The 16002-nt window shown below is 62.2% G+C and carries 11 protein-coding genes; 7 read left to right on the forward strand and 4 right to left on the reverse strand.

Annotated features, from left to right (window positions below):
- The first annotated feature begins 65 nt into the window (after positions 1-65).
- The 7 genes from N2A41_RS18500 to N2A41_RS18530 all read left to right on the forward strand — a co-directional run bounded on the left by N2A41_RS18500 (position 66) and on the right by N2A41_RS18530 (position 11669).
- Positions 66-2528: a glycogen/starch/alpha-glucan phosphorylase gene (locus N2A41_RS18500; protein ID WP_017967889.1), complete on the forward strand. Its 2463-nt coding sequence runs from the start codon at positions 66-68 to the stop codon at positions 2526-2528.
- Positions 2525-4732, forward strand: coding sequence for a 1,4-alpha-glucan branching protein GlgB (gene glgB, locus N2A41_RS18505; RefSeq protein WP_260109436.1), 2208 nt, complete (start codon positions 2525-2527; stop codon positions 4730-4732). The genes N2A41_RS18500 and glgB overlap by 4 nt, the downstream gene beginning before the upstream one ends.
- A gap of 19 nt (positions 4733-4751) precedes the next feature.
- Positions 4752-6014, forward strand: a complete 1263-nt coding sequence (gene glgC, locus N2A41_RS18510) for a glucose-1-phosphate adenylyltransferase (RefSeq protein WP_017967891.1) — start codon at positions 4752-4754, stop codon at positions 6012-6014.
- A gap of 3 nt (positions 6015-6017) precedes the next feature.
- Positions 6018-7460: a glycogen synthase GlgA gene (gene glgA / locus N2A41_RS18515; protein ID WP_260109437.1), complete on the forward strand. Its 1443-nt coding sequence runs from the start codon at positions 6018-6020 to the stop codon at positions 7458-7460.
- A 6-nt stretch (positions 7461-7466) separates the two neighbouring features.
- Positions 7467-9098: an alpha-D-glucose phosphate-specific phosphoglucomutase gene (locus tag N2A41_RS18520; RefSeq protein WP_166480801.1), complete on the forward strand. Its 1632-nt coding sequence runs from the start codon at positions 7467-7469 to the stop codon at positions 9096-9098.
- A 12-nt stretch (positions 9099-9110) separates the two neighbouring features.
- Entirely contained in the window at positions 9111-11090 is a 1980-nt protein-coding gene (gene glgX, locus N2A41_RS18525; RefSeq protein WP_260109438.1) for a glycogen debranching protein GlgX, read from the forward strand.
- Positions 11091-11180: 90 nt separating this feature from the next.
- Positions 11181-11669, forward strand: a complete 489-nt coding sequence (locus tag N2A41_RS18530; RefSeq protein WP_017967895.1) for a MaoC family dehydratase — start codon at positions 11181-11183, stop codon at positions 11667-11669.
- Positions 11670-11684: 15 nt separating this feature from the next.
- On the opposite strand, the gene N2A41_RS18535 is transcribed toward N2A41_RS18530, so the two are convergent.
- Genes N2A41_RS18535 through N2A41_RS18550 form a run of 4 tightly spaced genes read right to left on the reverse strand, consistent with a single transcriptional unit; the run spans position 11685 to position 16000 of the window.
- On the reverse strand, positions 11685-12083 hold the full coding sequence (locus N2A41_RS18535; protein ID WP_017967896.1) for a VOC family protein: 399 nt from the start codon (positions 12081-12083) through the stop codon (positions 11685-11687).
- Between the two features lie 44 nt (positions 12084-12127).
- Positions 12128-12676, reverse strand: a complete 549-nt coding sequence (locus N2A41_RS18540) for a sarcosine oxidase subunit gamma (protein ID WP_260109439.1) — start codon at positions 12674-12676, stop codon at positions 12128-12130.
- The gene (locus N2A41_RS18545; RefSeq protein WP_260109440.1) at positions 12669-15662 is read right to left on the reverse strand and encodes a sarcosine oxidase subunit alpha; all 2994 of its coding nucleotides are present in this window, start codon (positions 15660-15662) and stop codon (positions 12669-12671) included. The genes N2A41_RS18540 and N2A41_RS18545 overlap by 8 nt, the downstream gene beginning before the upstream one ends.
- The gene (locus tag N2A41_RS18550) at positions 15659-16000 is read right to left on the reverse strand and encodes a sarcosine oxidase subunit delta (RefSeq protein ID WP_017967899.1); all 342 of its coding nucleotides are present in this window, start codon (positions 15998-16000) and stop codon (positions 15659-15661) included. Before N2A41_RS18550 ends, N2A41_RS18545 begins: the two co-directional genes overlap by 4 nt.
- Positions 16001-16002 lie beyond the last annotated feature (2 nt).

Below are 16002 nucleotides of genomic sequence, written 5' to 3' on the forward strand. Positions count from 1 at the left end.
AGCGACGAATTGATTGAATCAGGCATAACATCCTGAAACCAAATTAAAATTGGCGAGACCTGACGATGAACACTGTTTCCAAGCCGATCATCCCCTCCCCCGCCCCTCGCAGTTCAAGGCCGGAAATTCTCGCTGAAGAAATCATCGAACGTCTGACCTACCGCATCGGCAAGGATGCCAAGGTGGCAAAGCCGCATGACTGGCTGACGGCGACGATCCTGGTGGTGCGCGACCGCATCATCGACAGGTGGATGGCGTCCACCCGCGAGGTTTATGCGACCGGCGCCAAGCGCGTCTATTATCTTTCACTCGAATTCCTGATCGGCCGCCTGATGCGCGACGCCGTCTCCAACCTCGGCCTGATGGAGGAGGTGCGCGATGCGCTCGCCTCTCTCGGCGTCGACGTCAACGTCATTGCCGGCCTGGAGCCGGACGCCGCACTCGGCAACGGCGGCCTCGGCCGCCTGGCTGCCTGTTTCATGGAAAGCATGGCGACGGTCGACGTTCCGGCCTATGGCTACGGCATCCGCTATGTCCACGGCCTCTTCCGCCAGCAGCTGGCCGACGGCTGGCAGGTGGAACTGCCGGAAAACTGGCTCGCCCATGGCAATCCCTGGGAATTCGAGCGCCGCGAAAGCTCCTATGAAATCGGCTTCGGCGGCGCCGTCGAATTCATCACCACCCATGACGACCAGCCACGCTACGTCTGGAAACCAGCCGAGCGCGTCATTGCCGCCGCCTTCGACACGCCGGCCGTCGGCTGGCGCGGCAAGCGCGTCAACACGCTGCGCCTCTGGTCGGCGCAACCGATCGATCCGATCCTGCTCGATGCCTTCAACGCCGGCGACCACATCGGCGCGCTCCGCGAAAGCAACAAGGCCGAAAGCCTGACCCGGGTTCTCTATCCAGCCGACGCCACCCCGGCCGGCCAAGAGCTGCGCCTGCGCCAGGAATTCTTCTTCTCGTCGGCCTCGCTGCAGGACATCCTGCGCCGCCATCTGCAGCAATATGACGACTTCACCTCGCTGCCGGACAAGGTGGCGATCCAGCTGAACGACACTCACCCCGCCGTCTCGGTCGCCGAACTCGTGCGCCTGCTCTGTGACGTACACGGGATGGATTTCGACCAGGCCTGGGAAATCACCCGCCATACCTTTTCCTATACCAACCACACGCTTCTGCCCGAAGCGCTTGAAAGCTGGGCGGTGCCGCTGTTCGAGCGCCTGCTGCCGCGTCACATGCAGATCATCTATGCGATCAATGCCAAGATCCTGATCGACGCTCGCAAGGGCAAGAATTTCTCCGATGCGGAAATCCGCTCGATCTCGCTGATCGATGAAAGTGGCGATCGCCGCGTGCGCATGGGCAACCTCGCTTTTGTCGGCTCGCATTCGATCAACGGCGTCTCGGCGCTGCACACCGACCTGATGAAGGTCACGGTCTTCGCCGACCTGCACAAGCTCTATCCCAACCGCATCAACAACAAGACCAACGGCATCACGCCGCGCCGCTGGCTGCAGCAGTGCAATCCCGGTCTCACCGGCCTGATCCGCGAAGCGATCGGCGACGAATTCCTCGATGATGCCGAGAAGCTGCGTGCGCTCGACGCGCATTCCTCCGATCCGGCTTTCCAGCAGAAATTCGCGGCGGTAAAGCGCGCCAACAAGGTGGCGCTCTCCAACCTCGTCGCCAGCCGCATGGGCGTGAAGCTCGATCCGTCGGCAATGTTCGACATCCAGATCAAGCGCATCCACGAATACAAGCGCCAGCTGCTGAACATCATCGAGGCCGTCGCGCTCTACGACCAGATTCGCTCGCATCCCGAGCTCGACTGGGTGCCGCGCGTGAAACTCTTCGCCGGCAAGGCGGCGCCGAGTTACTACAATGCCAAGCTCATCATCAAGCTGATCAACGACGTCTCCCGCACGATCAACAACGACCCGTCGGTGCGCGGCCTGCTGAAGATCGTCTTCGTCCCGAACTACAATGTCTCGCTCGCCGAAGTCATGGTTCCGGCCGCCGACCTTTCCGAGCAGATCTCGACCGCCGGCATGGAAGCATCCGGCACCGGCAACATGAAGTTCGGCCTGAACGGTGCGCTGACGATCGGCACGCTCGATGGCGCCAATGTCGAGATGCGCGACAATGTCGGCGAGGACAACATCGTCATCTTCGGCCTCAAGGCCGACGAAGTTTCGAAGGTCCGCAGCGATGGCCACAATCCCCGCGCCATCATCGAAGGATCGCGCGAACTCGCTCAGGCGCTCGCCGCCATCAGCTCCGGCGTCTTCTCGCCCGATGACCGCAACCGTTACACGGCGCTGATCGACGGCATCTATTCGCACGATTGGTTCATGGTCGCCGCCGATTTCGACGCCTATGCCCAAGCCCAGCGCGAGGTCGACCAGATCTGGACCAACCAGTCCGCCTGGTACACCAAGACGATCAACAATACGGCGCGGATGGGCTGGTTCTCTTCCGACCGTACGATCAGGCAATATGCAGACGAAATCTGGAGAGCCGGATGAAAACGCCGAAAACCGTCCCTGAAGTAAAGCTTTCCTGGGAAATTTCGGCAGATGAAATCACGGCGATCCTTGCCGGCTCGCATTCAAATCCCTTTGCCGTCCTAGGTGTGCACCAGGCCGGCGACGTTTTCGTCGCCCGGTGCTTCATCCCGGGCGCGGAGGAGGTGACCGCCATGACGCTCGACGGCGGCGTCATCGGCGAACTGAAACAGCTCCATGCCGACGGCGTCTTCGCCGGCCCGGTTTCCCTTACCAAACTCCAGCCGGTGCGTTACCGCGCCCGGCGCGGCGATGCCGAATGGGCTGTCACCGATCCCTACAGTTTCGGTCCGGTGCTCGGACCGATGGATGATTATTTCGCCCGCGAAGGCTCGCATCTGCGGCTGTTCGACAAGATGGGCGCCCACCTTATCAAGCATGACGGCGCCCAAGGCATCCATTTCGCCGTCTGGGCGCCGAATGCGCAGCGCGTCTCCGTCGTCGGTGATTTCAATAATTGGGACGGCCGCCGCCACGTGATGCGCTTCCGCGCCGACAGCGGCATCTGGGAAATCTTTGCCCCTGATGTACCGATCGGCGTTGCCTACAAGTTCGAGATCCGCGGCAAGGACGGCGTATTGCTGCCGCTAAAGGCCGATCCCTTCGCGCGCCGCAGCGAGCTCCGGCCGAAGACAGCCTCTATCACCGCCGCCGAGCTGGAGCAGGAGTGGGAAGACGAAGCCCATCTGAAACACTGGCGCGAGACCGACAAGCGCCGGCAGCCGATCTCGATCTACGAGGTGCATGCCGCCTCCTGGCAGCGCCGGCAGGACGGCACGATGCTGTCCTGGGACGAGCTCGCCTCCAGCCTCATCCCCTATTGCGCCGACATGGGCTTCACCCATATCGAATTCCTGCCGATCACCGAGCATCCCTACGATCCCTCCTGGGGTTACCAGACGACCGGCCTTTACGCGCCGACCGCGCGCTTCGGCGAGCCCGAGGGTTTTGCCCGTTTTGTCAACGGCTGCCACAAGGTCGGCATCGGCGTCATCCTCGACTGGGTGCCGGCGCATTTCCCGACCGACGAGCACGGCCTCGGCTGGTTCGACGGCACGGCTCTCTACGAGCACGAGGACCCGCGCAAGGGCTTCCATCCCGACTGGAGCACGGCGATCTACAATTTCGGCCGCACCGAGGTCGTTTCCTATCTCGTCAACAACGCGCTCTACTGGGCCGAAAAATTCCATCTCGACGGTCTGCGTGTCGATGCCGTCGCCTCGATGCTCTACCTTGATTATTCCCGCAAGCACGGCGAGTGGATCCCGAACGAATACGGCGGCAACGAGAACCTCGAAGCGGTCCGTTTTCTGCAGGATCTCAACATCCGCATCTATGGCAAAAATTCCAACGTGATGACCATCGCCGAGGAATCGACCTCCTGGCCGAAAGTCTCGCAGCCCGTTCATGAAGGCGGCCTCGGTTTTGGCTTCAAGTGGAACATGGGCTTCATGCACGACACGCTGAGCTACATGAGCCGCGATCCTATCTATCGCGGGCACCATCACAACGAGCTCACCTTCGGCCTGCTCTACGCCTATTCGGAAAATTTCGTCCTGCCGCTCTCGCATGACGAGGTTGTCCATGGAAAAGGCTCTTTGATCGCCAAGATGCCGGGCGACGACTGGCAGAAGTTCGCCAATCTGCGCGCCTACTACGCTTATATGTGGGGCTATCCGGGCAAGAAGCTGCTGTTTATGGGCCAGGAATTCGCCCAATGGAGCGAGTGGAGCGAAGATAAGGCACTAGACTGGAACCTGCTTCAGTATCGCATGCACGAGGGCATGCGGCGCCTGGTCCGCGATCTTAATTTCACCTATCGCAGCAAGCCGGCGCTGCATGCGCGTGACTGCGAGGGCGAAGGTTTCGAATGGCTGGTCGCCGACGACCACCAGAATTCCGTCTTTGCCTGGCTGCGCAAGGCGCCAGGCCAGAAGCCGGTCGCCGTCATTACCAATTTCACCCCTGTCTACCGCGAGAACTACTCGATCCGCCTGCCGTCCGCAGGGCGCTGGCGGGAAATCCTGAACACCGATGCCGACATCTACGGCGGCAGCGGCAAGGGCAATGGCGGGCGCGTGCAGGCCGTCGATGCCGGCGGCAACATCACCTGCTCGATTACCTTGCCGCCCTTGGCGACAATCATGCTTGAACCTGAAAATTAGTGACTGGTGGGAGGAGAAAATGGTAGAAAAGCGCGTTCAGCCACTTGCCCGCGATGCAATGGCTTATGTTCTGGCGGGCGGCAGGGGAAGCCGTCTCAAGGAACTCACCGACCGGCGTGCCAAGCCGGCCGTTTATTTCGGCGGCAAGGCCCGCATCATCGATTTCGCCCTGTCGAATGCCCTGAATTCCGGCATCCGCCGCATTGGCGTTGCCACGCAATACAAGGCGCATTCGCTGATCCGCCACATGCAGCGCGGCTGGAACTTCTTCCGCCCCGAGCGCAACGAAAGCTTCGATATTCTGCCGGCCAGCCAGCGCGTCTCCGAGACGCAATGGTATGAAGGCACGGCCGACGCCGTCTATCAGAACATCGACATCATCCAGGATTACGGCGTCGAATACATGGTCATTCTTGCCGGCGACCACGTCTACAAGATGGACTATGAATGGATGCTGCAGCAGCACGTCGATTCCGGCGCCGACGTCACCATCGGCTGCCTGGAAGTGCCGCGCATGGAAGCGGTGGGCTTCGGCGTCATGCATGTCAACGACAAGGACGAGATCATCGCCTTCGTCGAGAAACCGGCCGATCCGCCGCCCATTCCCGACAAGCCGGATTTCGCCCTCGCCTCGATGGGCATCTACGTCTTCCACACCAAGTTCCTGCTCGATGCGCTGCGCCGCGACGCCGCCGACCCGACGTCGAGCCGCGACTTCGGCAAGGACATCATCCCCTATATCGTCAACAACGGTAAGGCGGTCGCCCACCGCTTCGCCAAGTCCTGCGTCCGTTCCGATTTCGAGCACGAGCCCTACTGGCGCGACGTCGGCACGATCGACGCCTATTGGCAGGCCAATATCGACCTGACGGCGATCGTTCCAGAGCTCGACATCTACGACAAGTCCTGGCCGATCTGGACCTATGCCGAGATCACCCCACCGGCAAAATTCGTCCATGACGACGAAGATCGCCGCGGCTCGGCCACCTCCTCCGTTGTGTCTGGCGACTGCATCATCTCGGGCGCCATGCTCAACAACAGCCTGCTCTTCACCGGTGTCAGGGCGAACTCCTTCTCCAAGATGGAAGGAGCGGTCATTCTGCCGAACGTGAAGATCGGACGGCGCGCGCAGCTCAAGAATGTGGTGATCGACCATGGTGTCATCATTCCGGAAGGCCTGGTTGTCGGCGAGGATGCCGAGCTCGATGCCAAGCGCTTCCGGCGGACGGAAAGCGGCATCTGCCTGATCACGCAACCGATGATCGACAAGCTGGATATCTGATTTATGAAAGTTCTTTCGGTTTCGTCCGAAGTCTTCCCTTTGATCAAGACAGGGGGTCTGGCCGATGTGTCCGGCGCCCTGCCGATTACTCTGAAAGCTTTCGGGGTCGAGACCAAGACCCTTTTGCCCGGCTATCCCGCCGTCATGAAGGTCATTCGCGACCCCGTCGTCAGGCTCGAATTCCCCGACCTGCTCGGTGAGCGGGCGACCGTGCTCGAGGTTGAGCACGAGGGCCTCGATCTGCTCATCCTCGATGCGCCGGCCTATTACGACAGGCCGGGCGGACCCTATCTCGATCCGCTCGGCAAGGACTATCCCGACAACTGGCGCCGTTTCGCCGCCCTGTCGCTTGCCGCCTCCGAGATCGCCGCCGGTCTGCTGCCCGGCTGGCGGCCGGATCTCGTCCACACCCACGACTGGCAGGCGGCGCTGACCTCGGTCTATATGCGTTACTACCCGACGCCGGAATTGCCGAGCGTTCTGACCATCCACAACATCGCCTTCCAGGGCCAGTTCGGTTCCGAGATCTTCCCCGGCCTGCGCCTGCCCGCCCATGCTTTCGCCACCGAAAGCATCGAATATTACGGCACCGTCGGCTTCCTCAAGGGCGGGCTGAAGACCGCCCATGCGATTACGACAGTCAGCCCCACCTATGCCGATGAGATCCTGACGTCGGAATTCGGCATGGGGCTCGAAGGCGTCATCGCCAGCCGCATCGACGACCTCCACGGCATCGTCAACGGCATCGACACCGATATCTGGAATCCGGCGACCGACCCTGTCGTTCACACCCATTACGGCCCGACGACGCTGAGGAACCGCGAGGAGAACCGTCGCTCGATTGCCGAATTCTTCGGTCTCGACAACGACGACGCCCCGATCTTCTGCGTCATCAGCCGTCTCACCTGGCAGAAGGGCATGGATATCGTCGCCAACGTCGCCGACGAGATCGTCGCCATGGGCGGCAAGCTCGTCGTGCTCGGCTCCGGCGAAGCCGCACTTGAAGGCGCGCTGCTCGCCTCCGCCAGCCGTCACCCCGGTCGCATCGGCGTCTCGATTGGCTATAACGAGCCGATGTCGCACCTGATGCAGGCCGGCTGCGATGCGATCATCATCCCCTCGCGTTTTGAGCCCTGCGGCCTCACCCAGCTTTACGGCCTGCGTTACGGCTGCGTGCCGATCGTCGCCCGCACCGGCGGGTTGAATGACACAGTGATCGACGCCAATCATGCCGCACTTGCGGCGAAAGTGGCAACCGGCATACAATTTGCCCCCGTGACAGAAACGGGCATGCTACAGGCAATCCGCCGTGCGATGCATTTTTACCAGGACCGAAAACTCTGGACCCAATTGCAAAAGCAGGGCATGAAATCGGATGTCTCCTGGGAGAAGAGCGCCGAACGCTACGCTGCCCTCTATTCAAGCCTCGTCTCGAAAGGCATGTGACCTAAAATGATCAAGTCCGTCCCCACCACGCCCTATCTGGACCAGAAACCCGGCACGTCGGGCCTGCGCAAGAAGGTTCCGGTCTTCCAGCAGCCGAACTATGCGGAGAACTTCATCCAGTCGATCTTCGATTCGCTGGAAGGCTATCAGGGCAAGTGCCTGGTCATCGGCGGCGACGGACGCTACTACAATCGCGAGGTCATCCAGAAGGCAGTCAAGATGGCCGCCGCCAATGGCTTCGGCAAGGTCATGGTCGGCAAGGGCGGTATCCTGTCGACGCCGGCCGCCTCCCACATCATTCGCAAATACAAGGCTTTCGGCGGCATCATCCTCTCGGCCAGCCACAATCCCGGCGGCCCGACCGAAGACTTCGGCATCAAATACAACATCAACAACGGCGGCCCGGCGCCGGAAAAGATCACCGACGCGATCTATGCGCGCTCCAAGACGATCGACAGCTACAAGATCGCCGATTTCGCCGACGTCAATCTCGACCGCATCGGCAAGGACGAGCTTCCCGGCGGCACGATCCTCTCGGTCATCGACCCGGTCGAGGACTACGCCGCGCTGATGGAAGAGCTGTTCGATTTCGGCGCTATCCGCAACCTGATCAGCCTCGGCTTCCGCATTGCTTTCGATGGGATGAGCGCCGTCACCGGTCCCTATGCCAAGGAAATCTTCGAAAATCGGCTTGGCGCTCCCTCGGGCTCGGTGCGCAACTTCATGCCGCTGCCGGATTTTGGCGGCCATCATCCGGACCCGAACCCGGTCCACTGCAAGGAACTCTTCGATGAGATGATGGGCGATGACGCGCCCGATTTCGGCGCCGCTTCCGACGGCGACGGCGACCGCAACCTGATCATCGGCCGCGGCATCTTCGTCACGCCTTCCGACAGCCTGGCGATCCTTGCCGCCAACGCCAATCTCGCCCCCGGCTATTCCGGCGGCCTTGCCGGCATCGCCCGCTCGATGCCGACATCGGGTGCGGCCGACCGCGTCGCCGAAAAGCGCGGCATCGGCATGTATGAAACGCCGACCGGCTGGAAGTTCTTCGGCAACCTGCTCGACGCCGGCATGGCGACGATCTGCGGCGAGGAAAGCTCCGGCACGGGTTCCAATCACGTCCGCGAAAAGGATGGCCTCTGGGCCGTGCTTCTATGGCTGAACATTCTTGCCGTGCGCGGCGAGAGCGTCGCCGATATCGTCACCCAGCACTGGCAGACCTATGGCCGCAATTATTATTCGCGACATGATTACGAAGGCCTCGACACCGATGCGGCGAACGGCCTGGTGGACAATCTTCGCAGCCAACTGTCCACCCTGCCCGGCAAGAGCTTCGGCAACCTGAAGGTCGAGAAGGCCGACGACTTCGCCTATCACGATCCGATCGACAAGTCGGTGAGCGAACATCAAGGTATCCGTGTGCTCTTCGAGGGCGGCTCCCGCGTCGTCTTCCGCCTGTCCGGCACCGGCACGTCTGGCGCAACCTTGCGTGTCTATATCGAGCGTTACGAGCCGGATTCGACTCGCCACAACATCGAAACGCAGGAAGCGCTCGCCGATTTGATCGCGGCCGCCGAAAGCATTGCCAGCATTCAGGAACGCACGGGACGCGATGCGCCAACCGTGATCACCTGATCCGGGGGAAACATGCGGGGAAGCAGTTCGGCGCGAGCCGGCGCGATCGTCTTCGAGACCGGCGTCGAATTTGCCGTGTGGTCGCATCATGCCGCACAGATCGAACTCTGCCTCTTCGAGGGTGACGGCAACAGGGAATTCGCGCGCCTGCCAATGGCGCGCGACAGTAACTACTTCCATCATCTGTTTGTCGACGGACTGAAGCACGGCGCGCGCTACGGCTATCGCGCCGATGGTATCTATGCGCCTGATAACGGCCTCTGGTACGATCCTTCCAAACTGCTGATCGATCCCTACGCCAAGGAGATCGATAGGCCGTTCCGCTACGATCCACGCCTCGGCATCTATGGCGAGGACAGCCAGGATCTGATGCCGAAGGCGATCGTCACCACCGATACCCCAGCCGCGATCAGCAAGCCGCTCTTCAAGCCGGGCGGTTTTATCTATGAGGTGGCGGTGCGGCCCTTCACCATTCTCCATCCCGACGTGCCGGAGGCCCAGCGCGGCACGGTCGCAGCGCTTGCCCATCCCTCCGTCGTCGCGCACCTGAAGCGGATCGGTGTCGATGCCGTTGAACTGATGCCGATCACTGCCTGGATCGACGAACGCCACCTGCCGCCACTCGGCCTCACCAACGGCTGGGGCTACAATCCCGTTGCCTTCATGGCGCTCGATCCGCGGCTCGCCCCCAGCGGCATGACGGAGTTGCGCGAGACAGTCGCGACCCTCCATGCCGAAGGTATCGCCGTCATCCTCGACCTCGTCTTCAACCATACCGGCGAGAGCGACCGTTACGGCGCGACGCTGTCGCTGCGCGGCCTCGACAACCTGCATTATTATCGCCACGCCCAGAATTGGCCGAGCGAACTCGTCAACGACACAGGCACCGGCAACACGATCGCCTGCGATCATCCCGAGGTCCGCCGTCTCGTCATCGACAGCCTGCGCCATTTTGTGCTCAATGCCGGGGTCGACGGTTTTCGCTTCGATCTGGCCCCAGTGCTCGGCCGCACCGCGACAGGCTTCGAGCGCGACGGGGGAACACTGGCCGCGATCCTCTCCGACGATGTGCTTGCCGACCGCATCATGATCGCCGAGCCCTGGGATATCGGCCCGGGCGGTTACCAACTTGGCAATTTCCCAGCGCCATTCGTTGAATGGAACGACCGGGTTCGCGACGACCTGCGCTGCTACTGGCGCGGCGACGATTGGAAGACCGGCGCGCTGGCAACCGCACTCGCCGGCTCCTCCGACATCTTCTCCCGCAACGACGGCAAGGAAACGCGCAGTGTCAATTTCCTCGCCGCCCATGACGGCTTCACGCTGATCGATCTCGTGTCCTACGCCGGAAAGCATAACGAGGCCAACGGCGAACACAATCGCGACGGCCATAACGAGAACCACTCCTGGAACAATGGCGTCGAGGGGGAAACCGTCTATCCGACGATCCGGAAGCGTCGCCGCGACGATGTGATGGCGCTGATATCAACCCTCTTTGCCACCCGCGGCAGCCTCATGCTGACAGCGGGCGACGAGGGCGGCCGCAGCCAGCGCGGCAACAACAACGCCTATTGCCAGGACAACGAGATCACCTGGCTGGACTGGGAGGCGTTGGACGGGGATCTCATCGCCCACACCGCCTTCGTTGCAGAGCTGCGCCGCCGCTTCACCGTCTTCTCCGAAACGGGTTTCCTGTCAGGAAACGGCGATATCGAATGGATTTCGCTCTCCGGCGAACCGATGACCGTCGCCGAATGGGAGACGCCGTCGCTGTCCATCCTCGGCATGCTGCTGACGACCGGGGACCGCTCCGCACGCGGCAGGCAGACCCGGCTTGGCGTGCTTTTCAACCGCTCGCAGCGCCGCCAATTTTTCACGCTGCCTTCCCGGGGCGAACCGGGCTGGCGCCAGTTGACGCGGGATGGAACGAAGAAAGCCGGCAATGGTGCAGCCGTCGAGCCACGCTCCGTCGCCTTTTTCGTAGAAAATTGACCGCCTGCCCTCGCTTGCGCAAATCCTTGTCGCAATCGTCACAAATGCACGATAAGGCTTTGCCGCGGCGGCTTGTTTCACGAGGAATTCATGGTCACGGAAATTTCACTCTCCGACGTGCGGGGATTGATCGGCATGGAAACCGGCCTATCGGATTGGATCACCGTCGACCAGTCGACGATCGACGCTTTCGCGGCGGCGACTGACGACCATCAATTCATCCACGTTGATCCCGCGCGCGCGGCCGCCGAGAGCCCCTTCGGCGGCACCATCGCCCACGGCTTCCTGACACTGTCTCTGCTGTCGACGATGAACTACAACTGCCTGCCGAAAGTGCGCGAGCAGACCATGGGCATCAACTACGGCTTCGAGCGCGTCCGCTTCATGACGCCGGTGAAGAGTGGCGCCCGCGTCCGCGGCCGCTTCCTGCTCTCCGACGCCCGCTTCCGCGGCGCCGGCATGCTGATGACCACTTATGATGTCACAATCGAGATCGAAAACGAGAAGAAGCCGGCGTTGACGGCAAAATGGATCACTATCATCCAATTCGACCCGAAGGACCGTCCTGAGGACGTCTGAGCAAAACTGCTTTTGCTACTCGGCCGAATTGAACACGGCTTCGAGAGCATGTCCGTCGGGATCGATGACGAACGCCGCGTAATAGTGCTCGCCGTAATGGGATCGCAGGCCGGGAGGGCCATTATCACTGCCGCCATGCGCGATTGCTGCCGCATAAAACCGATCGACCGCCTGGCGGCTCGGAGCGGCAAACGCCAGATGAAAGCCCGGACCGGGCGGCCGCTGGCCATCCGGCCGATGCTTGATCGCCAATTTGTCCCCGCCGCCGGGATTGCCGTAGCCGATTGCCTGCCCTGTTTCCCCCGGCCTGATATCATCCCAGACCCTGATATAACCGAGCGCCGCAAGGGCGGCATCGTAAAACGCCGCCGACCGTTCGATGTCGGAAACGCCTAGGGAGGCATGGTGCAGCATTTGCTTACCCCGTGAACGAGCGCACGCACACGATTTGATGAGACTCAGTGCCCCGCGTCTTCGGCCGCCTCGTTCAACAGCCCGAAGACATAATCCGAAAACGACCGCCAGCACTCCACCCGGAACGTGTCTTCTTCCGTACGCAAAAGCACGATCTCCGCCTTGCCGAGGATCGTACGCGATGCGGCTCCGACCGGGAAGGAAGCAAGCGACAGGTCCTGCGGGCAACCAGCCGAAAGCGTCGCCTCCGCACCCGGTCCCGAGACGATGATCCCGATATTGCGGTGGGACACGTCGGTCGCCGAATGCAGCGCACCGGCACTGGAAAATGCCGCCATCAGGTCGGTGCCATTCTCGTCGATCACCAGCCATTCGTCCGGCCCGAGCCAGACCGCCGATCGGGCGCCAGCCCGGCCGGATGTTTTCGGGGCGGCCGGCAGAGACAGGCCGAGAGCAGCGGAAAGTGCTGCGAGCGATTCTGCCGGCGCACGTAGCGCCACCCGGCTGGCAGTGGGTGCGGTCGTCAGCCGCACCGTTGCGGAGCCACCGAAACGGCCGGCAAGCGCCGGCTTGCGAATTGCGACATCAGCCATGGATGCGGCCACCTTCCTTGTCAAAGAATACCAGATCCGTCACTTCGACGGCGATCGTCCGGTCCGGCATCGGCACAAAGAGTGTCTCGCCTATCCGCGCCCGGCCGCCGGCGACCAGCGCGAAGGCAATCGACCTGTCGCAATTGTCCGACCAATAGGCTGATGTGACATGGCCGAGCATGGTCATCGGCTTCGGCTCGTTCGGGCTCGCGACGATCTGCGCGCCTTCTTCCAGCACCAGCTTCGGGTCCTTGGTGACGAGGCCGACGAGCTGCTTGCGCCCGTCCTTGACGAGATCCGGCCGTTTCAACCCGCGAATGCCGACGAAATCCGTCTTTTTCTTCGAAACCGCCCAGGAAAGTCCGGCGTCATCCGGGGTCACGGTCCCATCCGTATCCTGCCCGACGATGATGTAGCCCTTCTCGGCGCGAAGAACGTGCATCGTCTCCGTGCCGTAGACGCAGGCGCCGAGCGGTTCGGCGTTGGCCCAGACCGCTTCGAGCACCGACTGGCCGTAATCGGCCGGCACGTTGATTTCGAAGCCGGTTTCGCCAGTGAAAGAGACGCGGAAGAGCCGTGCGGGCACCCCGCAGACCGTGCACTCGGCAACGCTCATATGCGGGAAGGCCTCGTTCGAAAGATCGAGCCCTTCGACCAGCGGCGCGACGATCTCGCGCGCCTTCGGGCCCTGCACGGCGATGACAGCCCATTGTTCGGTTACCGAGGTCAACCAGACCTTCAGATGCGGGAATTCCGTCTGCAGGTAATCTTCCATGTGGTGGAGAACGCGCGGCGCGCCGCCGGTCGTCGTCGTCACATGGAAACGGTCGTCCGCCAGGCGTCCGACAACGCCGTCGTCATAAACGAAACCATCTTCGCGGGTCATGATGCCGTAGCGGGCCTTGCCGGGCTTCAGCGTGTCCCAGGCATTGGTGTAGATGAGATTGAGGAATTCCGCTGCATCCGGCCCCACCACCTCGATCTTGCCGAGCGTCGATGCGTCGAAGATACCGGCCGCCTCGCGTGCCGTCCGGCATTCGCGAGAGACCGCCTGGTGCATGGTCTCGCTGGCCTGCGGATAGAACCAGGCACGCTTCCAGTTGCCGACATCCTCGAAGACCGCCCCATGAGCTTCCTCCCAGTCGTGCAGCGGCGTCTTGCGTGTTGGATCGAACAGCTCTCCGCGCGAATGGCCGACCAGCGTACCATAGGTGACCGGCGTATAGGGCGCGCGGAAAGTGGTGAGCCCGACCTGCGGGATTTCCTTGCCGAGCATCTCGGCGGCAATCGCCAGGCCATGCATGTTGGAGAGCTTGCCCTGGTCCGAGGCCATGCCGTTGGTCGTGAAACGTTTGATATGCTCGATCGAATGCATGCCCTCGCGCACGGCAAGGCGGATATCCTTGGCACAGACGTCGTGCTGGAAATCGATGAAGGCCTTGGCGTTGGTTTTCGGTCCCGCGCCTTCGGCAGCGCCGATCATGCCGCCCGTCCAGTCATAGGCTTGCTCGGCCGAAATTGCGATCTTCTCGCCGCTGCTTTTGCCGGTGGCCTGCGCCATCAGTTCGCCGGCGGCAAGCGATTCCTCGATCGTCCGCTGCAGGTCGTCGGTGCCGTTGCAGGCACCGACCGAGAGGCAGTCCTGGGCATAGGAGCCGGGGAGGAAACGCTGGCTTTCGGTATCGAAGGCCACTTTGCCGCGCGACTGCGAGAACAAATGCACGGACGGCGTCCAGCCGGCCGAAACCAAGAGCGCATCGACCGCGATCTTGCGCGGCGAACCGCCACCGTTGCGCGCTACCGTCATCGATGAGATCCGTAGCCGCCCCGACGTATTGACGACCGATTGGCCGGCCAGAACATCGATGCCGAGTGCACGCGCCTCTTCCAGCACCGCTGCTCCCGGCGCCTGCCTGCTGTCAACGATGGCGGCGATCGAAACACCCGATCGTTTCAGATCGAAGGCCGCCTCGTAGGCCGAGTCATGCGCCGTGTAGATGCCGACCTTGGTCCCGACGGCGACGCCGTAATGATTGAGATACATCCGTCCTGCCGAGGCCAGCATGATGCCCGGCCGGTCGTTGTTCGGAAATACCATGTGCCGTTCGATCGCGCCGGTGGCGAGGATCACCCGCTTGGCCCGAACCTGCCACAATCGCTCGCGCGGCAGATCGCGGGAAGGTTTGGCGATATGATCGGTGACGCGCTCGGCAAGACCGACGAAATTGTGGTTGTAGTAACCGAAGGCGGTCGTGCGGACCAGCACTTCGACATTGTCCATCGCCTTCAGCCGCGCCACGGCCATCTGCGCCCAGCGATGCCCGTCCTGTCCGTCGATCGTTACGCCGGTATCGTAACGCAATGCCCCGCCGGCTTCCGCCTGCTCGTCGCAAAGGATCACCCGGGCACCGGTCTCGGCCGCGGCCAGCGCTGCCGAAAGCCCGGCGACGCCGGAGCCGACCACCAGCACATCGCAATGGGCATAGCGGCTGGCATAATGGTCCGGATCCTCCTCCGTCGGTGCGACGCCGAGGCCGGCGGCGCGGCGGATGAGCGGTTCGTAGACGTGTTTCCAGGCGGCGCGTGGCCACATGAAGGTCTTGTAGTAGAAACCGGCGGCGAAGAACGGCGACATCAGATTGTTGACAGCGCCGACATCGAAGGCAAGCGAAGGCCAGCGGTTCTGCGAGCTGACGATCATGCCGTCGAAGACTTCCTGCACGGTGGCGCGTACGTTCGGCTGCTTGCGCGCCGTATCGCGGGAAACGTCGATCAGCGCATTTGGCTCCTCGGCGCCAGCCGACAGAATACCGCGAGCTCGGTGATATTTGAACGAGCGGCCGATCAGATGCACGCCATTGGCAATCAGCGCCGAGGCGACGGTATCCCCTTCAAGCGCCGTATAGCTCTTGCCGTCGAAGCTGAAGCGCGCAGTTTTGGCCGGCGTCAGGCGCCCCTTGCCGGCGATACGGTTCACGCCGCTCATTGCGCCTCTCCTTCCAGGGCTTCATAAGTCTCGACAGGCGCGTGCTTCTCGGCAGCAGCGCCGACCACCGGCTTCGGCTCACCGGCCTTATAGGTCATGAGGAACTTGTCGCTTACCGTGTCGCGGACTGCATTGAAGAAACGTCCGCAGCCATGGATGTGCCGCCAGCGTTCGAATATCAGCCCCTTCGGATTGTCGCGCAGAAAGAAATAGGCTTCGAATTCCGCGTCCGAGATCGAGGCAATATCTGCGGGCCGCGCAATATGCGCGTCACCCGCGCCGCGGAATTCGAGCTCGGAGCGCTCTTCCTGGCAGTAAGGGCAATGGATCAGCAGCATGT

Source organism: Rhizobium sp. SRDI969, assembly GCF_025152725.1.
GTDB lineage: Bacteria > Pseudomonadota > Alphaproteobacteria > Rhizobiales > Rhizobiaceae > Rhizobium > Rhizobium leguminosarum_I.

What these genes read in the sequence shown, in the direction of transcription:
- glgA (WP_260109437.1), top strand. Translation starts at nt 6,018, where the DNA reads ATGAAAGTTCTTTCGGTTTCGTCCGAAGTCTTCCCTTTGATCAAGACA.
- N2A41_RS18530 (WP_017967895.1), top strand. Translation starts at nt 11,181, where the DNA reads ATGGTCACGGAAATTTCACTCTCCGACGTGCGGGGATTGATCGGCATG.
- N2A41_RS18550 (WP_017967899.1), bottom strand. Translation starts at nt 16,000, where the DNA reads ATGCTGCTGATCCATTGCCCTTACTGCCAGGAAGAGCGCTCCGAGCTC.
- N2A41_RS18535 (WP_017967896.1), bottom strand. Translation starts at nt 12,083, where the DNA reads ATGCTGCACCATGCCTCCCTAGGCGTTTCCGACATCGAACGGTCGGCG.
- N2A41_RS18520 (WP_166480801.1), top strand. Translation starts at nt 7,467, where the DNA reads ATGATCAAGTCCGTCCCCACCACGCCCTATCTGGACCAGAAACCCGGC.
- N2A41_RS18500 (WP_017967889.1), top strand. Translation starts at nt 66, where the DNA reads ATGAACACTGTTTCCAAGCCGATCATCCCCTCCCCCGCCCCTCGCAGT.
- N2A41_RS18545 (WP_260109440.1), bottom strand. Translation starts at nt 15,662, where the DNA reads ATGAGCGGCGTGAACCGTATCGCCGGCAAGGGGCGCCTGACGCCGGCC.
- glgX (WP_260109438.1), top strand. Translation starts at nt 9,111, where the DNA reads ATGCGGGGAAGCAGTTCGGCGCGAGCCGGCGCGATCGTCTTCGAGACC.
- glgB (WP_260109436.1), top strand. Translation starts at nt 2,525, where the DNA reads ATGAAAACGCCGAAAACCGTCCCTGAAGTAAAGCTTTCCTGGGAAATT.
- N2A41_RS18540 (WP_260109439.1), bottom strand. Translation starts at nt 12,676, where the DNA reads ATGGCTGATGTCGCAATTCGCAAGCCGGCGCTTGCCGGCCGTTTCGGT.
- glgC (WP_017967891.1), top strand. Translation starts at nt 4,752, where the DNA reads ATGGTAGAAAAGCGCGTTCAGCCACTTGCCCGCGATGCAATGGCTTAT.